At 36.7% G+C, this 15,068-nt stretch carries 14 protein-coding genes; 11 read left to right on the top strand and 3 right to left on the bottom strand.

Features of this window, described 5'->3' with window-relative positions:
• Window positions 1-151 precede the first annotated feature (151 nt).
• Complete coding sequence (locus MKX39_RS12135) at window positions 152-601, top strand: DUF4362 domain-containing protein (RefSeq protein WP_093536917.1); 450 nt, start codon at window positions 152-154, stop codon at window positions 599-601.
• A gap of 172 nt (window positions 602-773) precedes the next feature.
• Here MKX39_RS12135 and MKX39_RS12130 read toward each other — a convergent pair whose 3' ends face one another.
• Both MKX39_RS12130 and MKX39_RS12125 read right to left on the bottom strand, forming a co-directional pair.
• Window positions 774-1,316, bottom strand: a complete 543-nt coding sequence (locus tag MKX39_RS12130) for a tetratricopeptide repeat protein (protein WP_340769704.1) — start codon at window positions 1,314-1,316, stop codon at window positions 774-776.
• A 404-nt stretch (window positions 1,317-1,720) separates the two neighbouring features.
• Complete coding sequence (locus tag MKX39_RS12125; RefSeq protein WP_093536918.1) at window positions 1,721-2,104, bottom strand: sigma-w pathway protein ysdB; 384 nt, start codon at window positions 2,102-2,104, stop codon at window positions 1,721-1,723.
• A gap of 93 nt (window positions 2,105-2,197) precedes the next feature.
• Between MKX39_RS12125 and MKX39_RS12120 the strand changes: the two genes are divergently transcribed.
• The 9 genes from MKX39_RS12120 to MKX39_RS12080 all read left to right on the top strand — a co-directional run bounded on the left by MKX39_RS12120 (window position 2,198) and on the right by MKX39_RS12080 (window position 12,733).
• Window positions 2,198-2,683 (top strand): dUTP diphosphatase, encoded by a 486-nt coding sequence (locus MKX39_RS12120; RefSeq protein ID WP_340771434.1) that lies wholly within the window; start codon window positions 2,198-2,200, stop codon window positions 2,681-2,683.
• A gap of 68 nt (window positions 2,684-2,751) precedes the next feature.
• Window positions 2,752-4,656, top strand: a complete 1,905-nt coding sequence (locus tag MKX39_RS12115; RefSeq protein ID WP_340769703.1) for a DUF2207 domain-containing protein — start codon at window positions 2,752-2,754, stop codon at window positions 4,654-4,656.
• Between the two features lie 74 nt (window positions 4,657-4,730).
• Window positions 4,731-5,819 carry a M42 family metallopeptidase gene (locus MKX39_RS12110; RefSeq protein ID WP_340769702.1) on the top strand — a complete coding sequence of 363 codons (1,089 nt, stop codon included), beginning with the start codon at window positions 4,731-4,733 and terminating at the stop codon, window positions 5,817-5,819.
• A 534-nt stretch (window positions 5,820-6,353) separates the two neighbouring features.
• A complete protein-coding gene (locus MKX39_RS12105; protein WP_340769701.1) occupies window positions 6,354-7,022 on the top strand; it encodes a response regulator transcription factor in 669 nt (222 codons plus the stop codon).
• Window positions 7,019-8,386, top strand: a complete 1,368-nt coding sequence (locus MKX39_RS12100; protein WP_340769700.1) for a HAMP domain-containing sensor histidine kinase — start codon at window positions 7,019-7,021, stop codon at window positions 8,384-8,386. The genes MKX39_RS12105 and MKX39_RS12100 overlap by 4 nt, the downstream gene beginning before the upstream one ends.
• Window positions 8,387-9,109: 723 nt before the next feature.
• On the top strand, window positions 9,110-10,021 hold the full coding sequence (locus MKX39_RS12095; RefSeq protein ID WP_340769699.1) for an ABC transporter ATP-binding protein: 912 nt from the start codon (window positions 9,110-9,112) through the stop codon (window positions 10,019-10,021).
• Complete coding sequence (locus MKX39_RS12090) at window positions 10,018-10,728, top strand: ABC transporter permease (protein WP_340769698.1); 711 nt, start codon at window positions 10,018-10,020, stop codon at window positions 10,726-10,728. Before MKX39_RS12095 ends, MKX39_RS12090 begins: the two co-directional genes overlap by 4 nt.
• Window positions 10,729-11,460: an ABC transporter permease gene (locus tag MKX39_RS12085; protein ID WP_340769697.1), complete on the top strand. Its 732-nt coding sequence runs from the start codon at window positions 10,729-10,731 to the stop codon at window positions 11,458-11,460. It begins immediately after the preceding gene.
• A 13-nt stretch (window positions 11,461-11,473) separates the two neighbouring features.
• Window positions 11,474-12,733: an erythromycin esterase family protein gene (locus tag MKX39_RS12080; RefSeq protein WP_340769696.1), complete on the top strand. Its 1,260-nt coding sequence runs from the start codon at window positions 11,474-11,476 to the stop codon at window positions 12,731-12,733.
• 144 nt (window positions 12,734-12,877) lie between these two features.
• Here the strand turns inward: MKX39_RS12080 and MKX39_RS12075 are convergent, their stop codons facing one another.
• Window positions 12,878-13,627, bottom strand: coding sequence for a hypothetical protein (locus MKX39_RS12075; RefSeq protein WP_340769695.1), 750 nt, complete (start codon window positions 13,625-13,627; stop codon window positions 12,878-12,880).
• A 347-nt stretch (window positions 13,628-13,974) separates the two neighbouring features.
• Between MKX39_RS12075 and argF the strand changes: the two genes are divergently transcribed.
• Window positions 13,975-14,940: an ornithine carbamoyltransferase gene (gene argF / locus MKX39_RS12070; RefSeq protein WP_340769694.1), complete on the top strand. Its 966-nt coding sequence runs from the start codon at window positions 13,975-13,977 to the stop codon at window positions 14,938-14,940.
• The last annotated feature ends 128 nt before the right edge of the window (window positions 14,941-15,068 follow it).

Genomic DNA, 15,068 nt, shown 5'->3' with positions numbered 1-15,068 from the left:
TGCTATTTTGTCTGTGAACAGTATATGACATTTGCGGAAGGTAACATAAAAAAGTCTTCTGAAATGTTTTTTATGCATTGCTACGGGATAGATTCATGGTTTAGCGCATACATTGAAGGTGATATATCATGGATACCATGGGAGGATTAAAATGCGAAAACTTTTGTATCTACTACTGTTTCTCGGAACATGTATACTATCCGCTTGTTCCTATGATAGCGAAACAGCGGTTAAAAACGGCGATGTCATTAATATGCATGGACCTGTTTACAATTTCCCGCGCTTTGAACGATTCTTGGACAACATCGAAGCGAAAGAAGGGGCCTCCGTAAGGATTACCAATTATACGCTAGAAGGAGACCCAACATTGTACAATTTAACTTTCGACGGATCTTTATTCGATTTGGAAATTGATCGTTCAAAAAATAAGGATCGGGGAGACAACCCTGCTAAAGTGAACATAACCTGTGCGGAGCTAGTATCAGAGGAGGGACAGCAATTATTCACCTATACACTGGAAGGGTGTCAGCAAGATCCCCCCGTTGAAAGCTTCACAATCTTAAGCGTCATGAAGGAACAAGTAGAGGACCACGAGCATTGACTATTACAAAATCGAAAACACCTCTTATAAAAAACTTTTTATAAATAAATAAACGCAGGAATTCATTCACGAATTACTGCGTTTTAATTGCATTAAAATAGGTTATTTAACAATCTTAAAAGAGAACGAATTCGAATCAAATTAGAATCTCTGGCTTAATAATTTTCAATTATCACCAGGTTTCGTCAAGGTGTTGAGCATAGTAGGAAATTCCTCTTTTGAAGTATTGAAGATTTTCATCAGACGTTGTTTCCATCAAGTTAGTCAAAGCAATTTCCATTGCTTGTTTATAGTTTTTGGAATTGTATAGAGCCATTGAGTAAAAAATTTGTAGTCCGCGATGTTCGGGAAACTCTGTCACACCTCGTCCTAAAGTTTCAATTGCTTCTGGATAGTACCCCAAAGCTCGGTAGGTACTGCCAAGACCTAGTAAACATCTTTGAAGATCTTGTTTTGTGAGACCTAGCTCGAGAGCCCTTACATAATAGGGGATAGCTTCCTTCGAATATCCAGAGTTATCATGAACAATGCCCGTCTGATAGTTGACTTCAGCGTGATCTGGATAGGTAGCGACCATTTCTAAAAGTAGAGTACGTGCTTCTTTCAGAATATCTTGGTCTTGCTTAGCGCGTCCTTCTTCACGCAATTCAATTGCATTGTCTAAAAGCAATTGCAGATTTGTTTTATCCGTATTATTTATTATTTTATCATTCATTTTTAAAACTCCCTCAAATGTAGTATTGCAAATGGCAAAGTAACATTGTAAACACAATACTCTCGGGGAATTTATTAATTTTGAAAGTAATTTTGTAAAAACAGTATCATTATCTTTTAATCCTCCTTAGAAATCAGGAATGAACACTAGGTTCCTCTTTATAGTAATATTCATGGATACATACGTCAATTAGTTTTTGGAATTGTCAGTTATCTAAGGGGGGACTGATGATTCTGCAAAGGAGTTATAGAATTTCCACAGAGGTAAGTCATACAAGTCATACCCTGAAGGCACTTGCGTAGGGGCAAGCACACATCCGTGTAGGAACAATTATTATAAATCTACCGATTATCGCTTAAACAAAAAAAGTCAGTTGAAATTTCTCAACCGACTTTTTTATATTTCTATTCATCTTGCATTAATTGCTCGATAGGGCTTTTCCAGTTGATTTTGGCATCTGGATAATTCATCTTAATTTCATTTTGTAAAAAACGTAAGTCATCTTTCGTCAAACCTTGGAGTTTAGCGGGATCCTTAGTCCATATGAAAATAGAAACGACTTCGAATGCTTGGTCAGTCGTACCTAAATATTTTTCACCTTCAAATAGGGCACCTTTATATGTGATAAAGAAGTTTTTACGAACATTTTTTACCTCATCATAAAAATAATATTGTTCCTTCTCATATGCTTCATCTAGTTTACGCATAGGGTCAAATAGATAGCGAAGGATTTTATAAAAAACGTATATAATCAGTGCCAATATAAACAATCTTAAGATATAGAACATCTCAAATGTCCTCCTTGTAAAATACATTGTACTTGCTATACGATAGAAGAGGTAGTTTGGTTTCAAAATAAATTAAAATATTTGGAGGAAATGATGAATTTACATAAACTTTTTACGATGCAGCGTGCTTTAGATCAATATATTCAATCGAACAAGCAAGTGAAAGAGGATGTTTTTATAAAAAAAGGTCTGGCACTAATTGTGGAACTTGCCGAATTAGCAAATGAAACGAGATGTTTTAAATTTTGGAGTGAAAAAGGACCTTCCGAACGTAGTGTTATATTAGAGGAATATGTCGATTCGATTCACTTTATATTGTCTCTTGGTATAGAGAAAGAGCTAGAAGATTTAGAGGAGTGGCCACTTGAGGATATTGAGGGTGATTTAACTGCCCTTTTCATAGGTACCAATAAATCTATTCTGATATTTTTGGAAGAACCAACGAAAATTCACTACGAAAAAGTGTGGATGATGTACGGAGCAATTGCTGGAAAATTAGGTTTTAGTAGTGCGGATGTATTACAGGCTTATATTGCAAAAAATGAAATGAATTATGAACGACAAAAAAACGGTTATTAATATTAGTTGAAACCTTTTCACAGACAAACCGTAAAATAGCAACATGTCATGGAATGGTGGTGTAATTGATGAAAAGGTTTCTTGTTTCTATTATATTAGTATTAATCTCGCTCTCTTTTGGATTAGTAGCGGAAGCAAAGTCCTATGCCATTGAAAGAGTACATATAAAATCTTGGATTCAACCAAACGGAGATCTTTTAGTAAATGAAGTTTTTACATACAATTTTAAAGGGGCATTTTTTAATTTACGTCGTTCTTTCCCTGAAGATCACGGAAAAAACGTAGAGGAATTTTATGCGTATAAGCTTGGTCAAGTAAACTTGGAACCTGGGTTTATAGAACAGTCTTTGATGACACCCTTGGAAGTGACTCAAGAAAAGGGAACATTCTATTCGGGAATAGATCTTCGTGATCAACAAGTATCATTTTTGTATGCCTATACACTTAAAAATGCTGTCACTGCTTACGACAATTATAATGAGCTGGATGTTGTTTACTTTGAAGATGGAGAGGCACACGATCAGGATTACTTTAATATAACGATTGATTATATTTTACCGGAAACAGTTGAAACGAATAAGTTTGAAGGTGTTTTGTATAATAAAGTAAAAGGGTTAACGGAAAAAAATACTTTTGGGATTCGGTTTTATAGTCATATGTCAAGAGCCTATACTGAAACGAAAACTAGTTTAATATTTCCAGCTGACCTGATTTCGCTAACCGAAAAATCTAAAGCATCGATATCTTACAAAGACGCATTGACATATGAAATAGATGAACAAATAAAGTGGAATAAAAGAATCTCCTACATGGATAAACTTTTCTCCTTCATACCGAAAGTGGCGTTTGCAATTCTAATCATTATTGTGAGCTTTCTCTTATTCTTACCACAAAGACATTTCTGGAGAAGAGGAAGTAGCGATGAAGTTTTAAGTACAGATGTATTATATTTATTTTTTATAGAAAAATGCGGGAAAACCCACCCAAAAGCTTTCCTTGCAGGTCTTTTTTCATTAGTAGAAAAAGGGGCAGTTAAGGTAAAACTAGCAAAGTCTGCTCTTCGTTTTAAAGATGATCCAAAAGCTCCTGAAGAAACGCTAGATTTCAGGCTTACAAAAGGGGAAACAGCAACTGCTATATTTGAAAAACAAATGATTAGTTGGCTTTTTGTCACTAGAAGTGGATCTAGGAAGTGGGCATTTCATTTACATGATGCTGCAGGGGCCGCGAGGGATAATAAGAACTCAAAATACTTTCATACTAAAGTAAAGAACTTTAAAAAGAAACAAGCAGAGTGGCATCATTTAGTAGAAAAAGAGCTAGAAGAGGCGGGAGCTATTAATAGTAGAATTCCATTGCTAATTATCACTTTAGCTACACTAATAGTTTCAATGATTACTATGTTGGCATATTACGCTAATGTACAAAGCAATTTAGCCATTGCTTGTATTGGAGTATTTACGATTATTTTCTTAGTCATACTATGGATAAAAAAACGTTCCACATTATTTTTCAGTATATATACTGTACTGTTGTTTTTCTTTTCCCTATCCATTGGCAATGAAGATGCAGTCAATTCAATCATTGGGTTACTGCTATTGTTTACCATGTTATACCTGGTATTACCAAAGTATATTCTTTCGATGAATGCTGTGCGAGCAAAGGATGCAGTACGATCCTATAGAAAAGAGTTAAAGAATGGCATACCAACTAATTTGAATGAAATCGAACAAGAAAAATGGCTAGTTAGAGCTTATTTACTAGGCAGAAAGAATATTGCTATTCCAGTTGAGAAACTCACTATTCCCCTTGCTACAGTGTTACTCGCAAGTACAGATCCTATAGACTATGTTAGAAAGTCTTGGTGGTGGACCAAAGATTCGACGTCCTCTTCTGATGGCGGATTTTCTGGAGGAGATTCGTCCGGAGGGGGAGGAGATAGTGGTGGCGGTGGTGGAGCAGGAGCTGACTGAGGTGTTTTAAATTTTGAAAATGCCATTAATTTAGAATATAATTAAATGGTACATATATTTAGGAGGTCGAAATAATGCCGAAGCTAGATGAAACATTAACGATGTTAAAAGATTTAACAGATGCAAAAGGAATTCCTGGTAATGAGCGTGAACCAAGAGAAGTGATGGAAAAATATATCGCGCCTTTCGCAGATAAAATTGAATACGATAATTTAGGCAGTCTTATTGCAGAAAAAGTTGGAGATCCGAATGGTCCTAAGATAATGGTAGCAGGACATTTAGATGAAGTAGGATTTATGATCTCCAAGATTGATGACAAAGGATTCTTGAGTTTCCAAACAGTTGGTGGTTGGTGGTCTCAAGTTATGCTAGCACAACGAGTAACAACTGTGACGCGTAAAGGGGATACAATTACTGGTATTATTGGCTCAAAACCTCCTCATATACTATCTCCAGAAGCTCGTAAAAAAGCAGCTGACGTAAAAGATATGTTCATTGATATAGGTGCATCTTCTAAAGAAGAAGCAATGGAATGGGGCGTATTACCAGGAGATATGGTAGTTCCTTATTTTGAGTTTTCAGTCATGAACAACGAAAAACTTCTTTTAGCAAAAGCTTGGGATAATCGTATTGGCTGTGCAATTGCAATCGATGTATTAAAAGCACTGAAAGATGAAAAACATCCAAACATCGTTTATGGAGTAGGAAATGTCCAAGAAGAGGTTGGCCTTCGAGGAGCGAAAACAACTACAAACAAAATTAAACCAGATATCGGCTTTGCAGTAGATGTAGGTGTAGCTGGAGACACTCCTGGAATTACGGCAAAAGAATCGACAAGCAAAATGGGAGAAGGTCCTCAAATCGTATTGTTTGATGCATCCATGGTTTCCCACAAAGGGTTACGTGATTTCGTAACGGATACTGCAGATGAGCATAATATACCTTATCAATTTGAAACGATACCAGGTGGAGGAACTGATGCAGGTTCTATGCATATTTCTGTAAATGGTGTTCCTTCTCTAGCGATTGGAGTTGCTACTCGCTATATACACTCTCATGCAGGGATCTTGCATAGAGATGATTATGAAAACACAGTGAAACTAATCGTTGAAGTTATAAAAAAATTAGATCGCGATGCAGTAAACAAAATAACTTTCGATTAAATGTAGGTGTTTATAGGGTAAGGCTGATTCGCAAAATTTTAGGACAAAATGCAAAAAACCTTCTGACAATGTCGGAAGGTTTTTTGCGTGTCTAAAAGAACTGAATTATTAGATGTGAATTAAAATAAGACATTTATTCAACTGTTAAATTAGTGAATTAATAAAGAAAATCTTGGAGTATATCGATTGACACGTAATTGATAGTGTATAAAGGAAATAGTAATGAAAATAAACTTTCAATTCAAATAAAATATATGTTATAGTTATGGTAATTTAAACCAATACTGGAGCGCATTTAAAAGAGATAACCTACATATCTTGCGAGGAGGAGTGGGATATAGCTATTATAGTAAATGATATTAATCCTAGAATAGGGGTTAGAGAATTATGACTATATTTTATAAAAGGCATTCTCTAATTTGAGAATGCCTTTTAAATTGAGTGTATCGTAAGTCCAATTTTATAAATTTTGCGCGCCACTATGGTGATAAATAACCGACGAGCCAATCACAGTCAAAACTAAGGAGGATGAAAATGGTACATATTCTTTACATAGAAGACGAAATTGATATAGGGAGCTGGGTGAGAAAGGATTTAACGGAGAGAGGCTATGAGGTGACATGGCTGAAATCTGGGGAGGATGCGGAAAAGTATATTTCACAAGTGGATATGGCTATTTTAGATGTAATGATTCCTGGGTTAGATGGCTTCTCTAATGGAAGACGTATGAAAAAAGAAAAGGGAGACCTGCCTATTTTAATGCTTTCTGCGCGGACTGCGGTGGAAGATAAAATAGAGGGTCTAAACTTTGCAGATGATTATTTAACGAAACCGTTTCATCCGGATGAACTTGCAGCACGTGTAGAGGTATTATTACGGAGATACCAAAAGAATGATGATGTATTAAAGCTTCAGCATTTGATGGTTTATACAAAAGATATGAGAATTGCTGATCAAGAGACGAATGAGGAAATTCAATTAACGGGTAAGCAGTATCAACTTTTGCAGTTTTTCGTTCGTCATTTAAATCAAATACTAACGAAAGAGCAGTTGTATGAGGGAGTATGGGGAGAGCGTTATATCGAGGGAGATAAGACGTTGATGGTGCATATTCGTTATTTACGAGAGAGAATTGAAAGGAACCCAGCAAAACCAACTATCATTGAAACGATTCGTGGAATCGGGTATAGGGTAAAAATATGAAGCGTTTTTTCCAATCATTATTAGCAAAGTATATGTTCCTTATTTTATTAGCTCTTTTCATTGTTCAAATTTCCTACTTAATTATCGCGTTATTTGTGTTTGGTATTTCGAAAAATGGAGAGGATCCAATCCAAATGCAAGATATGCTAGATGAAAGTGAAATTGAGGGGAAATGGCATCAGGAAGCAAACGCTTTGCAAAACGTTACAAGTGATTCTATTCAACAGCATTTTGACAATTGGAAACAGCAGCATCCAAAAGCATCGATGTTCTGGGTGGACGGTCAAGGGACACTCGCTAACCAAGAAGACGTGATGGAGCAGCTGCCGGCCAAGTGGTCATCTGCATATACAGCTAAATTTATAAAAGAGCATTATGGGGGAGACCCATTTACGGTTATTGCGTTTGTCGGGCAAGAAGAAAGCAATGGTTTCGTTGTACTGGAGATGCAGAGGTCCGAGTTTGATCCGCCGCTAGCACATATTTATGATCGATATGGAATCATTTTCGTGTTTGGTATTGTTTTTATCATTTTCCTATTTATATTCGTTTCCTTTTTATTCTTTCGTAGTATTAGAAAGCGTTTATTACACTTGCAGGAGGCCATGGAAATACGGGACGTGGATGGGCTACCGATCGAGATTGCGGTGAAAAAGAAGGACGAAATTGGACAGCTTGAAAAAACGTTCAATCAAATGGTATGTGAGCTGAGGGAAAGTAAACAGCGAGAACAGCAGGAGGAACAGCTACGTCGAGAGCTAATTGCTAATCTTTCTCATGATTTGCGTACCCCTTTAACGAAGGTGAGGGCGCAAACCTATTCTATTGCTAAAGAGACTTTATCAGAGGATGGTCAAAAAGCGATTAAGTCATTGGAAGCTTCTGTTGTGAATATTGACAGGCTAATGGAAAACTTGATGTCGTATACATTGCTCATGGCTAGTAAATATAAATTTGAATCACAGGAAATGGACGTTATTCGCTACATCCGAGAAAGTTTAGCTTTATGGTACCCCGTCTTCGAAAAGGAAGGATTTGAAGTGGAAGTCCATCTGGTTCCATTTGAGCAAAACAAATGGGAGGTTGACCCGATTTGGTTAGGAAGCATAGTAGATAACTTATTGCAAAATGTGCTTCGCCATGCAAAAAAAGGCGGATATATTTGTGTCAAAACAGAATCTACCAATCTCTATGATGCGATCGTCATTTTAGACAGAGGAAATGGAATGAAAAATGCATCCAACGAAGCGGGAGCAGGTATCGGCTTGTCCATTGTTGATATGATGGTCAAGGGCATGAAGCTGGATTGGGATATTGAATCCGGTGAAAAGGGAACAACTATCAAAATAAAGAAATACAAGTGAAGGTGTATTTGAAAGGGGGGGCCTTTCAAGTACACCTTTTTTTAAAAGATAAGAAAGTATATAAAAATAAAGCTTGAACACTGAATTATAAATGAATAATACTAATGATTTCCGTTACATGTGAACGCTTTCCGTGGGCACGGCTTCAATCTCCTCGTCACTACGAAAACATATGCTCCTGCGGTTACTCGTCGCAAAGACATTGATCAAACAAATTTTGATCAATGTCTTTCCTGCGGGGCTTTCAGCTCGCGCTGTTCCCACTGGAGTCCTCACATTTCACTCTAATCAATTAAGTGAGTAGTACTGCACCATAATTGATCATAGCCTCTCGCTTAGATGATAAGAGTAGTCCGAATTATGTCAGGATAAAATCGTCTTTTTAATTAGGGATACTATTCTGCAAGGAGGGAGGAAGAAAGCGGATTTTCCCTTATCTAGTGGAATTAAAGAGAAATAGTAAGTGCTCCCTGAATATAGAAGCGAAAGAGCGAACGAAATTGTATCTTCGAGAGCTTCCTCTACGACTAAGAAAGCCTCTTTAAAAAATCAAACGGTAATCATATAAGCAATAAGTCTGTCCAAAGCGCTTCGGAAACAATAGAAACAGGTTTAGATCTTAAATGGCCGGGCGTTTTTTTACCCGGTTTTAAACAAAATTTAAACTTACCCCTTACCTAGTTTTAACATTCTATCTCTAACATAGATAATGAGGTGAGGGAAATGGAATATGTAGTACAGACAACCAATCTATCCAAACGTTTTGGGAAGGAAAGTGCCGTGATAGGGCTGGATATGAAAATACGTAAAGGAGAAATATACGGATTTTTAGGGCCTAATGGAGCGGGGAAGACAACAACCATTCGTATGCTCTTAGGCCTGATGAAAGCTTCGTCTGGAACGATTCAAATCTTTGAAAAGGATTTAAATAAAGAAAAAATAAATATTTTAAAAAGAGTGGGCTCCCTAGTAGAGAACCCGTCCTATTATCCGCATTTAACTGCGTTTGAAAATTTAGAGGCATTAAGAAAAATACTAGGCGTTCCTAAAGCGAGAATCCATGAGGTATTAGAAATAGTTCGATTGACTGAGGTTGCAAATAAAAAGGTAAAAGGATTTTCCCTAGGAATGAAGCAGCGATTAGGGATTGCCGCTTCCCTATTAAACAGTCCAGAGTTACTAATCCTAGATGAGCCAACTAACGGACTAGATCCATCAGGCATTATAGAAATTCGTAATCTAATCAAACTTCTGCCTGCGGAAACTGGAATGACCATTTTAATCTCCAGTCATTTATTATCAGAAATCGACCAAATGGCGACGACAGTTGGAATCGTTACGAAAGGGAAATTGATTTATCAGGATTCCATCGAAAGTTTGCGCATGTATGCCCAACAAAAGGTTTTATTAAAGGTTAGTGACAGTGAGCAAGCGTGGCGTTCACTACTAGGCAACGGTATAAAAGCAGATTGGGAGGACGGTATTATTTTATTGTCTGAGCATTCCGATGAAAAAGTTGCTAAGGCGATCCATACTCTTGTACATGAAGGCTACTCTATTTACCGTGTAGAAGAGGAAAAAAGATCATTGGAAGATACTTTCCTTCAAATGACCACAAGGGAGAAGGTCATATGATCGGTAACCTCTTACGGGCAGATTTTTTGAAAATTAAACGAAAAGGACTATGGTTCCTATCATTTTTAGGTCCCTTCGGAGTTATTGCGCTGCAGATGGTCAACTACGGAGTTCGAAAGGATTATTTGCTAAACCAGAGTGATGATGATTGGGGATATTTTTTAGAATATGTACATTCCTTTACCCCATTAGCACTGGTTTTGGGAATTGCGATTTTAACTTCATTTATGGTAAGTATAGAAAATGAAACGAACGCATGGAAGCAGCTGATTTCATTGCCTGTTTCCAAAATGAGTGTGTATTTATCGAAATTCATGGTACTTGGTAGCTTGTTATTTGTATCTTCGCTTCTGTTAGGGGTATTTTCTTTAGGCTATGGCATTCTATTAAACTTAGGAGATCAAATACCTTACTTGGAGTTATTAAAGTATAGCTTCTATCCATACTTAGCAGCGTTGCCTGTACTTGCATTACAGCTCTGGATTTCCTCTGTGAGCCAAAATCAGGGAATTCCGATTACGACAGGGGTATTAGGTGTCATATTTGCGTACTCTGCTTTTATATTACCTGATTGGATGATTTGGAAGTGGCCTTCTTTAATGAACGAGTGGGATGAACCATTGATCAATGTCATGCTTGGAATCGGAGTAGGCACACTATTGTATATTGTTGGAATGCTCGACTTTACGAGAAGGGATGTGAAATAAATGGTATCGATTTTACAATCGGAATGGTTTAAGTTTCGACATTCAAAGATTATGTTCATCATCTTGACTGTACCGATTATAGGTATATTCCTTGGATTCACAAGCAGATTTTCTAATGAGGATTTTGAAATCAATGAGTGGTATTTGTCTTTGCTATCTATGAATTTAACCTATGCTTTACTATTTTTACCTTTGATAACAGGAGTTTTAGCAAGTGCTATTTGTAGATACGAACATCAGGCAGGTGGGTGGAAACAGCTACTGGCATTACCTGTGACAAGAGGAAGGGTATTCATCGCGAAGTATGTATTGTTAATAGTGCTAGTCCTAGTTATGCAAGTATTATTTTTTGTCGCTTTATACATAGTCGGAATGATAAAGGGATTCACTGATCCTTTCCCAATGGTGATTGTTTGGAAAAGCTTAGTTGGAGGATGGGTAGCGACTTTACCATTAATTGCTTTACAGTTATGGATGTCCATACTGTTCAAGAGCTTTGCAGCGCCATTTGCCATTAATGTGATTCTTACATTGCCTACTATACTTGTCGTAAACTCTGAGCGTTTTAGTTCTTTCTATCCGTGGGCACAGCCATTTTTAATGATGTATATCGGGGGAGACACGGGCGATACCTTTTTCGTTCCTTGGGTACAATTATTAACCGTTGTAGGCGGAAGTTTTATCTTATTTTTTGTCGGAGGGTATTTATATTTTCAAAGGAAAGCAGTTTAAGGGGATGATAATAATGTTGAATAAGAGCTATATAGTATGTGCTGCTATCTTGCTTTCTATTTTTTTGGCAGGATGTAGCAGTGGCAAAGCGGTTGATAATGCAGAATCATATATTTCAACAGTGGATGCTATGGATATCCCGGATCATGTTAAGCTGATCGGTTTAGGAGAGGCAACACATGGGAATGTGGAATTTCAAGAACTGAAAAAAGATGTATTTAAAACGCTAATTAAACTTGAAAACGTCCGCGTATTTGTTATAGAAGGCGACTTTGGAGGCGGGCAGCAAATAAACGAATTCATTTTACATGGAAATGGGACCGCCGAAGAGGCAGTAAATACGCTAGACTATGGTATTTATCAAACAGAGCAAATGGTCGAACTTGTTCAATGGCTGCATGATTATAACGCTTCAGTTAACGAGCAAGAGAAGGTTTACTTTTATGGAAATGACATGCAGCGCTATAACTACAGTAAAGAAGGAGTGCTTAAATACTACAAAACAGTAAACCAAGATGCATTTAAAAATTATGAATTAAAACTTGAACATGTCTCGAATGAGAAAATGCGTGAGTTAACTACGGAACAGTTAAACGAGACCAAGCAAACAATAGATGAGATAATTCTAGATTTACAATCGAATGAAGCAGCTTATGTGGGAAAATCAACAAAGGAAATGTACACTTTTGCCCTACAATACGCACAAATCATGAAGCAGCGTACGCAATTGTTCTTAAATGATAAAGATTATATGCAGCTGCGAGATGAGTATTTGAAGGACAATATGCAATGGATTATGCAATTTGAAGCAGCCAGAGGTAACGAGAAAGTATTTTTTAACGGTCATAATGGACATATAGAAAAAACTTCTGCGTCATTAGCCGGCTACAAATCGATGGGCAATTATTTAGATGAGTTATACGGGGATGAGTATTTTGCAATTGGTACGGATTTTATAGAGAGCAACTTTCAGTCAAAAAATAGCAGCTCTGGAGATCGTAAAAATTATAAAGTGAAAAATCACAATGATTTAGTAGATGCTTTCAAAGAGGTGGAATCAAATATTTTTTACGTGGATTTTGAAAGGGCAAGTGAGTCCGGTGATTTAGAGGAGATAGTTTCGAAGGAGCAAAAGATGGCAAACATCGGCGATGATTTCCGCATGTGGTATAAATTTTTAAAGATGTTTTACACAATAGAAATGACGCCAAATGAGGCATATGATGGTATCATTATTGTAAAAGAAGCTACACCGACAAGTGTGAAAGAATAGAAATAATAAAATTCCATTCTATTTTGTAAAGAGATATTTTTGGGTTTTTATTAACTATGGGTTTAAATAAAAAAGGGGAACCGCTCACGCGATTCCCTTTTTTATTGGCTATGTTAAAGGTAAAGGTTGATTTAAAATCCTCTTTTAAATACCTATTATATCTCTACCATAACCATTATCTAAGCTTTGCACCAGTAACTCCATACAATTTACGGCATCTTCCACATCTTCAAATACAGTTTGTAACACTGTTTCTTCTAATCCTTCTCCGTGGAATGATACAACAAAATAACCTAAACCATTTACTTTTTTGTAATCGTTTTTTAGGAGAAATTCTATACCTTCCTTTTCGGAGTTTAAAAGGAAAAACGCAAGGGATTCATCTAACAAAGTATTACCTTTCTCCGCTTCCACTGGCCTAATCATGCTCAATTCACTCTCGTTGATGATGGTCGAGAATTCTTCATAGCTTTCAATTACTTCCTTCGATAAGTGGTGAGAGTATTCTTCAACTTCAAGGGGAAATAATCCTTTATTCCTTTGTTCTTGGAGATATTCAGAGAATCCTTTATCTAATTCTTTAGCAAATCTCTCAAAATCAAATTTATAATTACGAAAAATAGGTTTACGACCATCTTCGCTAGAAGTAAGGCGTTCAACACATAGGTTTTTCTCCTCCACCGTTAAATAATATGTCACTGCAAAACCGTAACCGTCTATTTTAGTTTTGTTCACTTTTCCAGTCCATAGCTGTAAAAGCACCTCGAAGAAATGAGGAATTGAAACGAATGGAACCATAAATGTGAATTCGAGTTCTTGACCATCACCATTTGATTTAATTCTAACGTCTCTGTATTTATCTATATCAAAATTACATGTATATTGATTTTCCACAAAAAACACTCCTTTAGTTATCTCATTAAACTGCCCCGCTTCGTAGTTTAAGTGTAACATCTCACAAACTACGTCGCTTCACAAAAAAACAACCATAGCCTTTAACTTAGCCTTTTTATTTTATTTTTATTGTTATGCGCTTCTTCTCTTGCCACATATTTTTAGGTGTTCATTAGATTTTCCAAAATCAGAAAATGAAGTAAAACCATGAAGTGGGAAGCATAAAGAGGCGAAAAGAATAGGAAGGAATTTAAATTTAATTAATGTATATAAATACACTTGACTTTATATTTATTCAGACATATAATAAAAATTACATAAATATACGGAAAAAGGAGTTTTTATAAATGAAGTTACTTGAGTGGGTGAATTTAAAAGTAGTGGATAGTTTAAAGGGGAAAGACCTATTAACACTTTTAGATTACTCTAAGGAGGAAATAACGGACCTAATCCAGTTAGCAGTTGACTTGAAGATGTTGACGAAGGCTGGTAAATGTCCTCCTTTATTGGAAGGTAAAACTTTAGGGATGATTTTTGAAAAACATTCAACCCGTACAAGAATCTCCTTTGAAGTAGGCATGAAGCAGCTAGGTGGTAATGGTATGTTCATGAATGCACGCGATTTACAGATTGGGCGTGGCGAATCTGTATATGATACAGGGCACGTATTATCTGGTTATTTAGAGGGAATCATGATCCGTGCAAATTCACATGAGATGGTTAAAGAACTTGCCGAGCATGCTAGTATTCCTGTAATTAATGGATTAACAGATATTTTTCACCCGTGCCAGGCGCTTGCAGATATCTTAACGATTCATGAAGTGAAAGGATATACCGCTGGCTTGAAGCTTGCATATATAGGGGATGGAAACAATGTCGCACATTCACTTGTGATAGCAGCTGCCAATATGGGAATGCATATTGCGGTAGCAACACCAGTTGGCTATGAAGCTAATGAGCAAATACTAGAAAAAGCTAAGGCAATTGCTTTAGAAAATGGTGGGTCGCTGTTCGTATCGAATGATCCAATTGAAGCAGCAGTTAATGCGGATGTTGTATATACAGATGTCTGGACTTCGATGGGTCAAGAAGATGAAACGGTAAAAAGACTAGCTGATTTTAAAGACTTCCAGATTAATGATGCATTAGTGTCAAATGCAAAAGACGATTATATGTTTTTGCATTGCTTACCTGCTCATCGTGAGGAAGAGGTTGCGAGCTCTGTAATTGATGGTCCTAATTCTTATATTTTCCAACAAGCAGAAAATCGCTTGCATGCACAAAAAGCAGTACTTGCATCGGTTATGGCTTAAAAAGGTTTCACCAAATGGAGAAGGCAGGGTTTGTCTATTCATTTGTAAGTATAAATATTTCCGTGATGCTGCTTATCAAGATGGATAGCTTCATCACTACATAGGAAGAGTGATTCGGGAGACGCTGA

This window comes from Psychrobacillus sp. FSL K6-1464 (assembly GCF_038003145.1).
Classification (GTDB): domain Bacteria; phylum Bacillota; class Bacilli; order Bacillales_A; family Planococcaceae; genus Psychrobacillus; species Psychrobacillus psychrotolerans.
The sequence above is the reverse complement of the archived record's forward strand: the minus strand, read 5'-3'. Positions and strand labels throughout refer to the sequence as shown.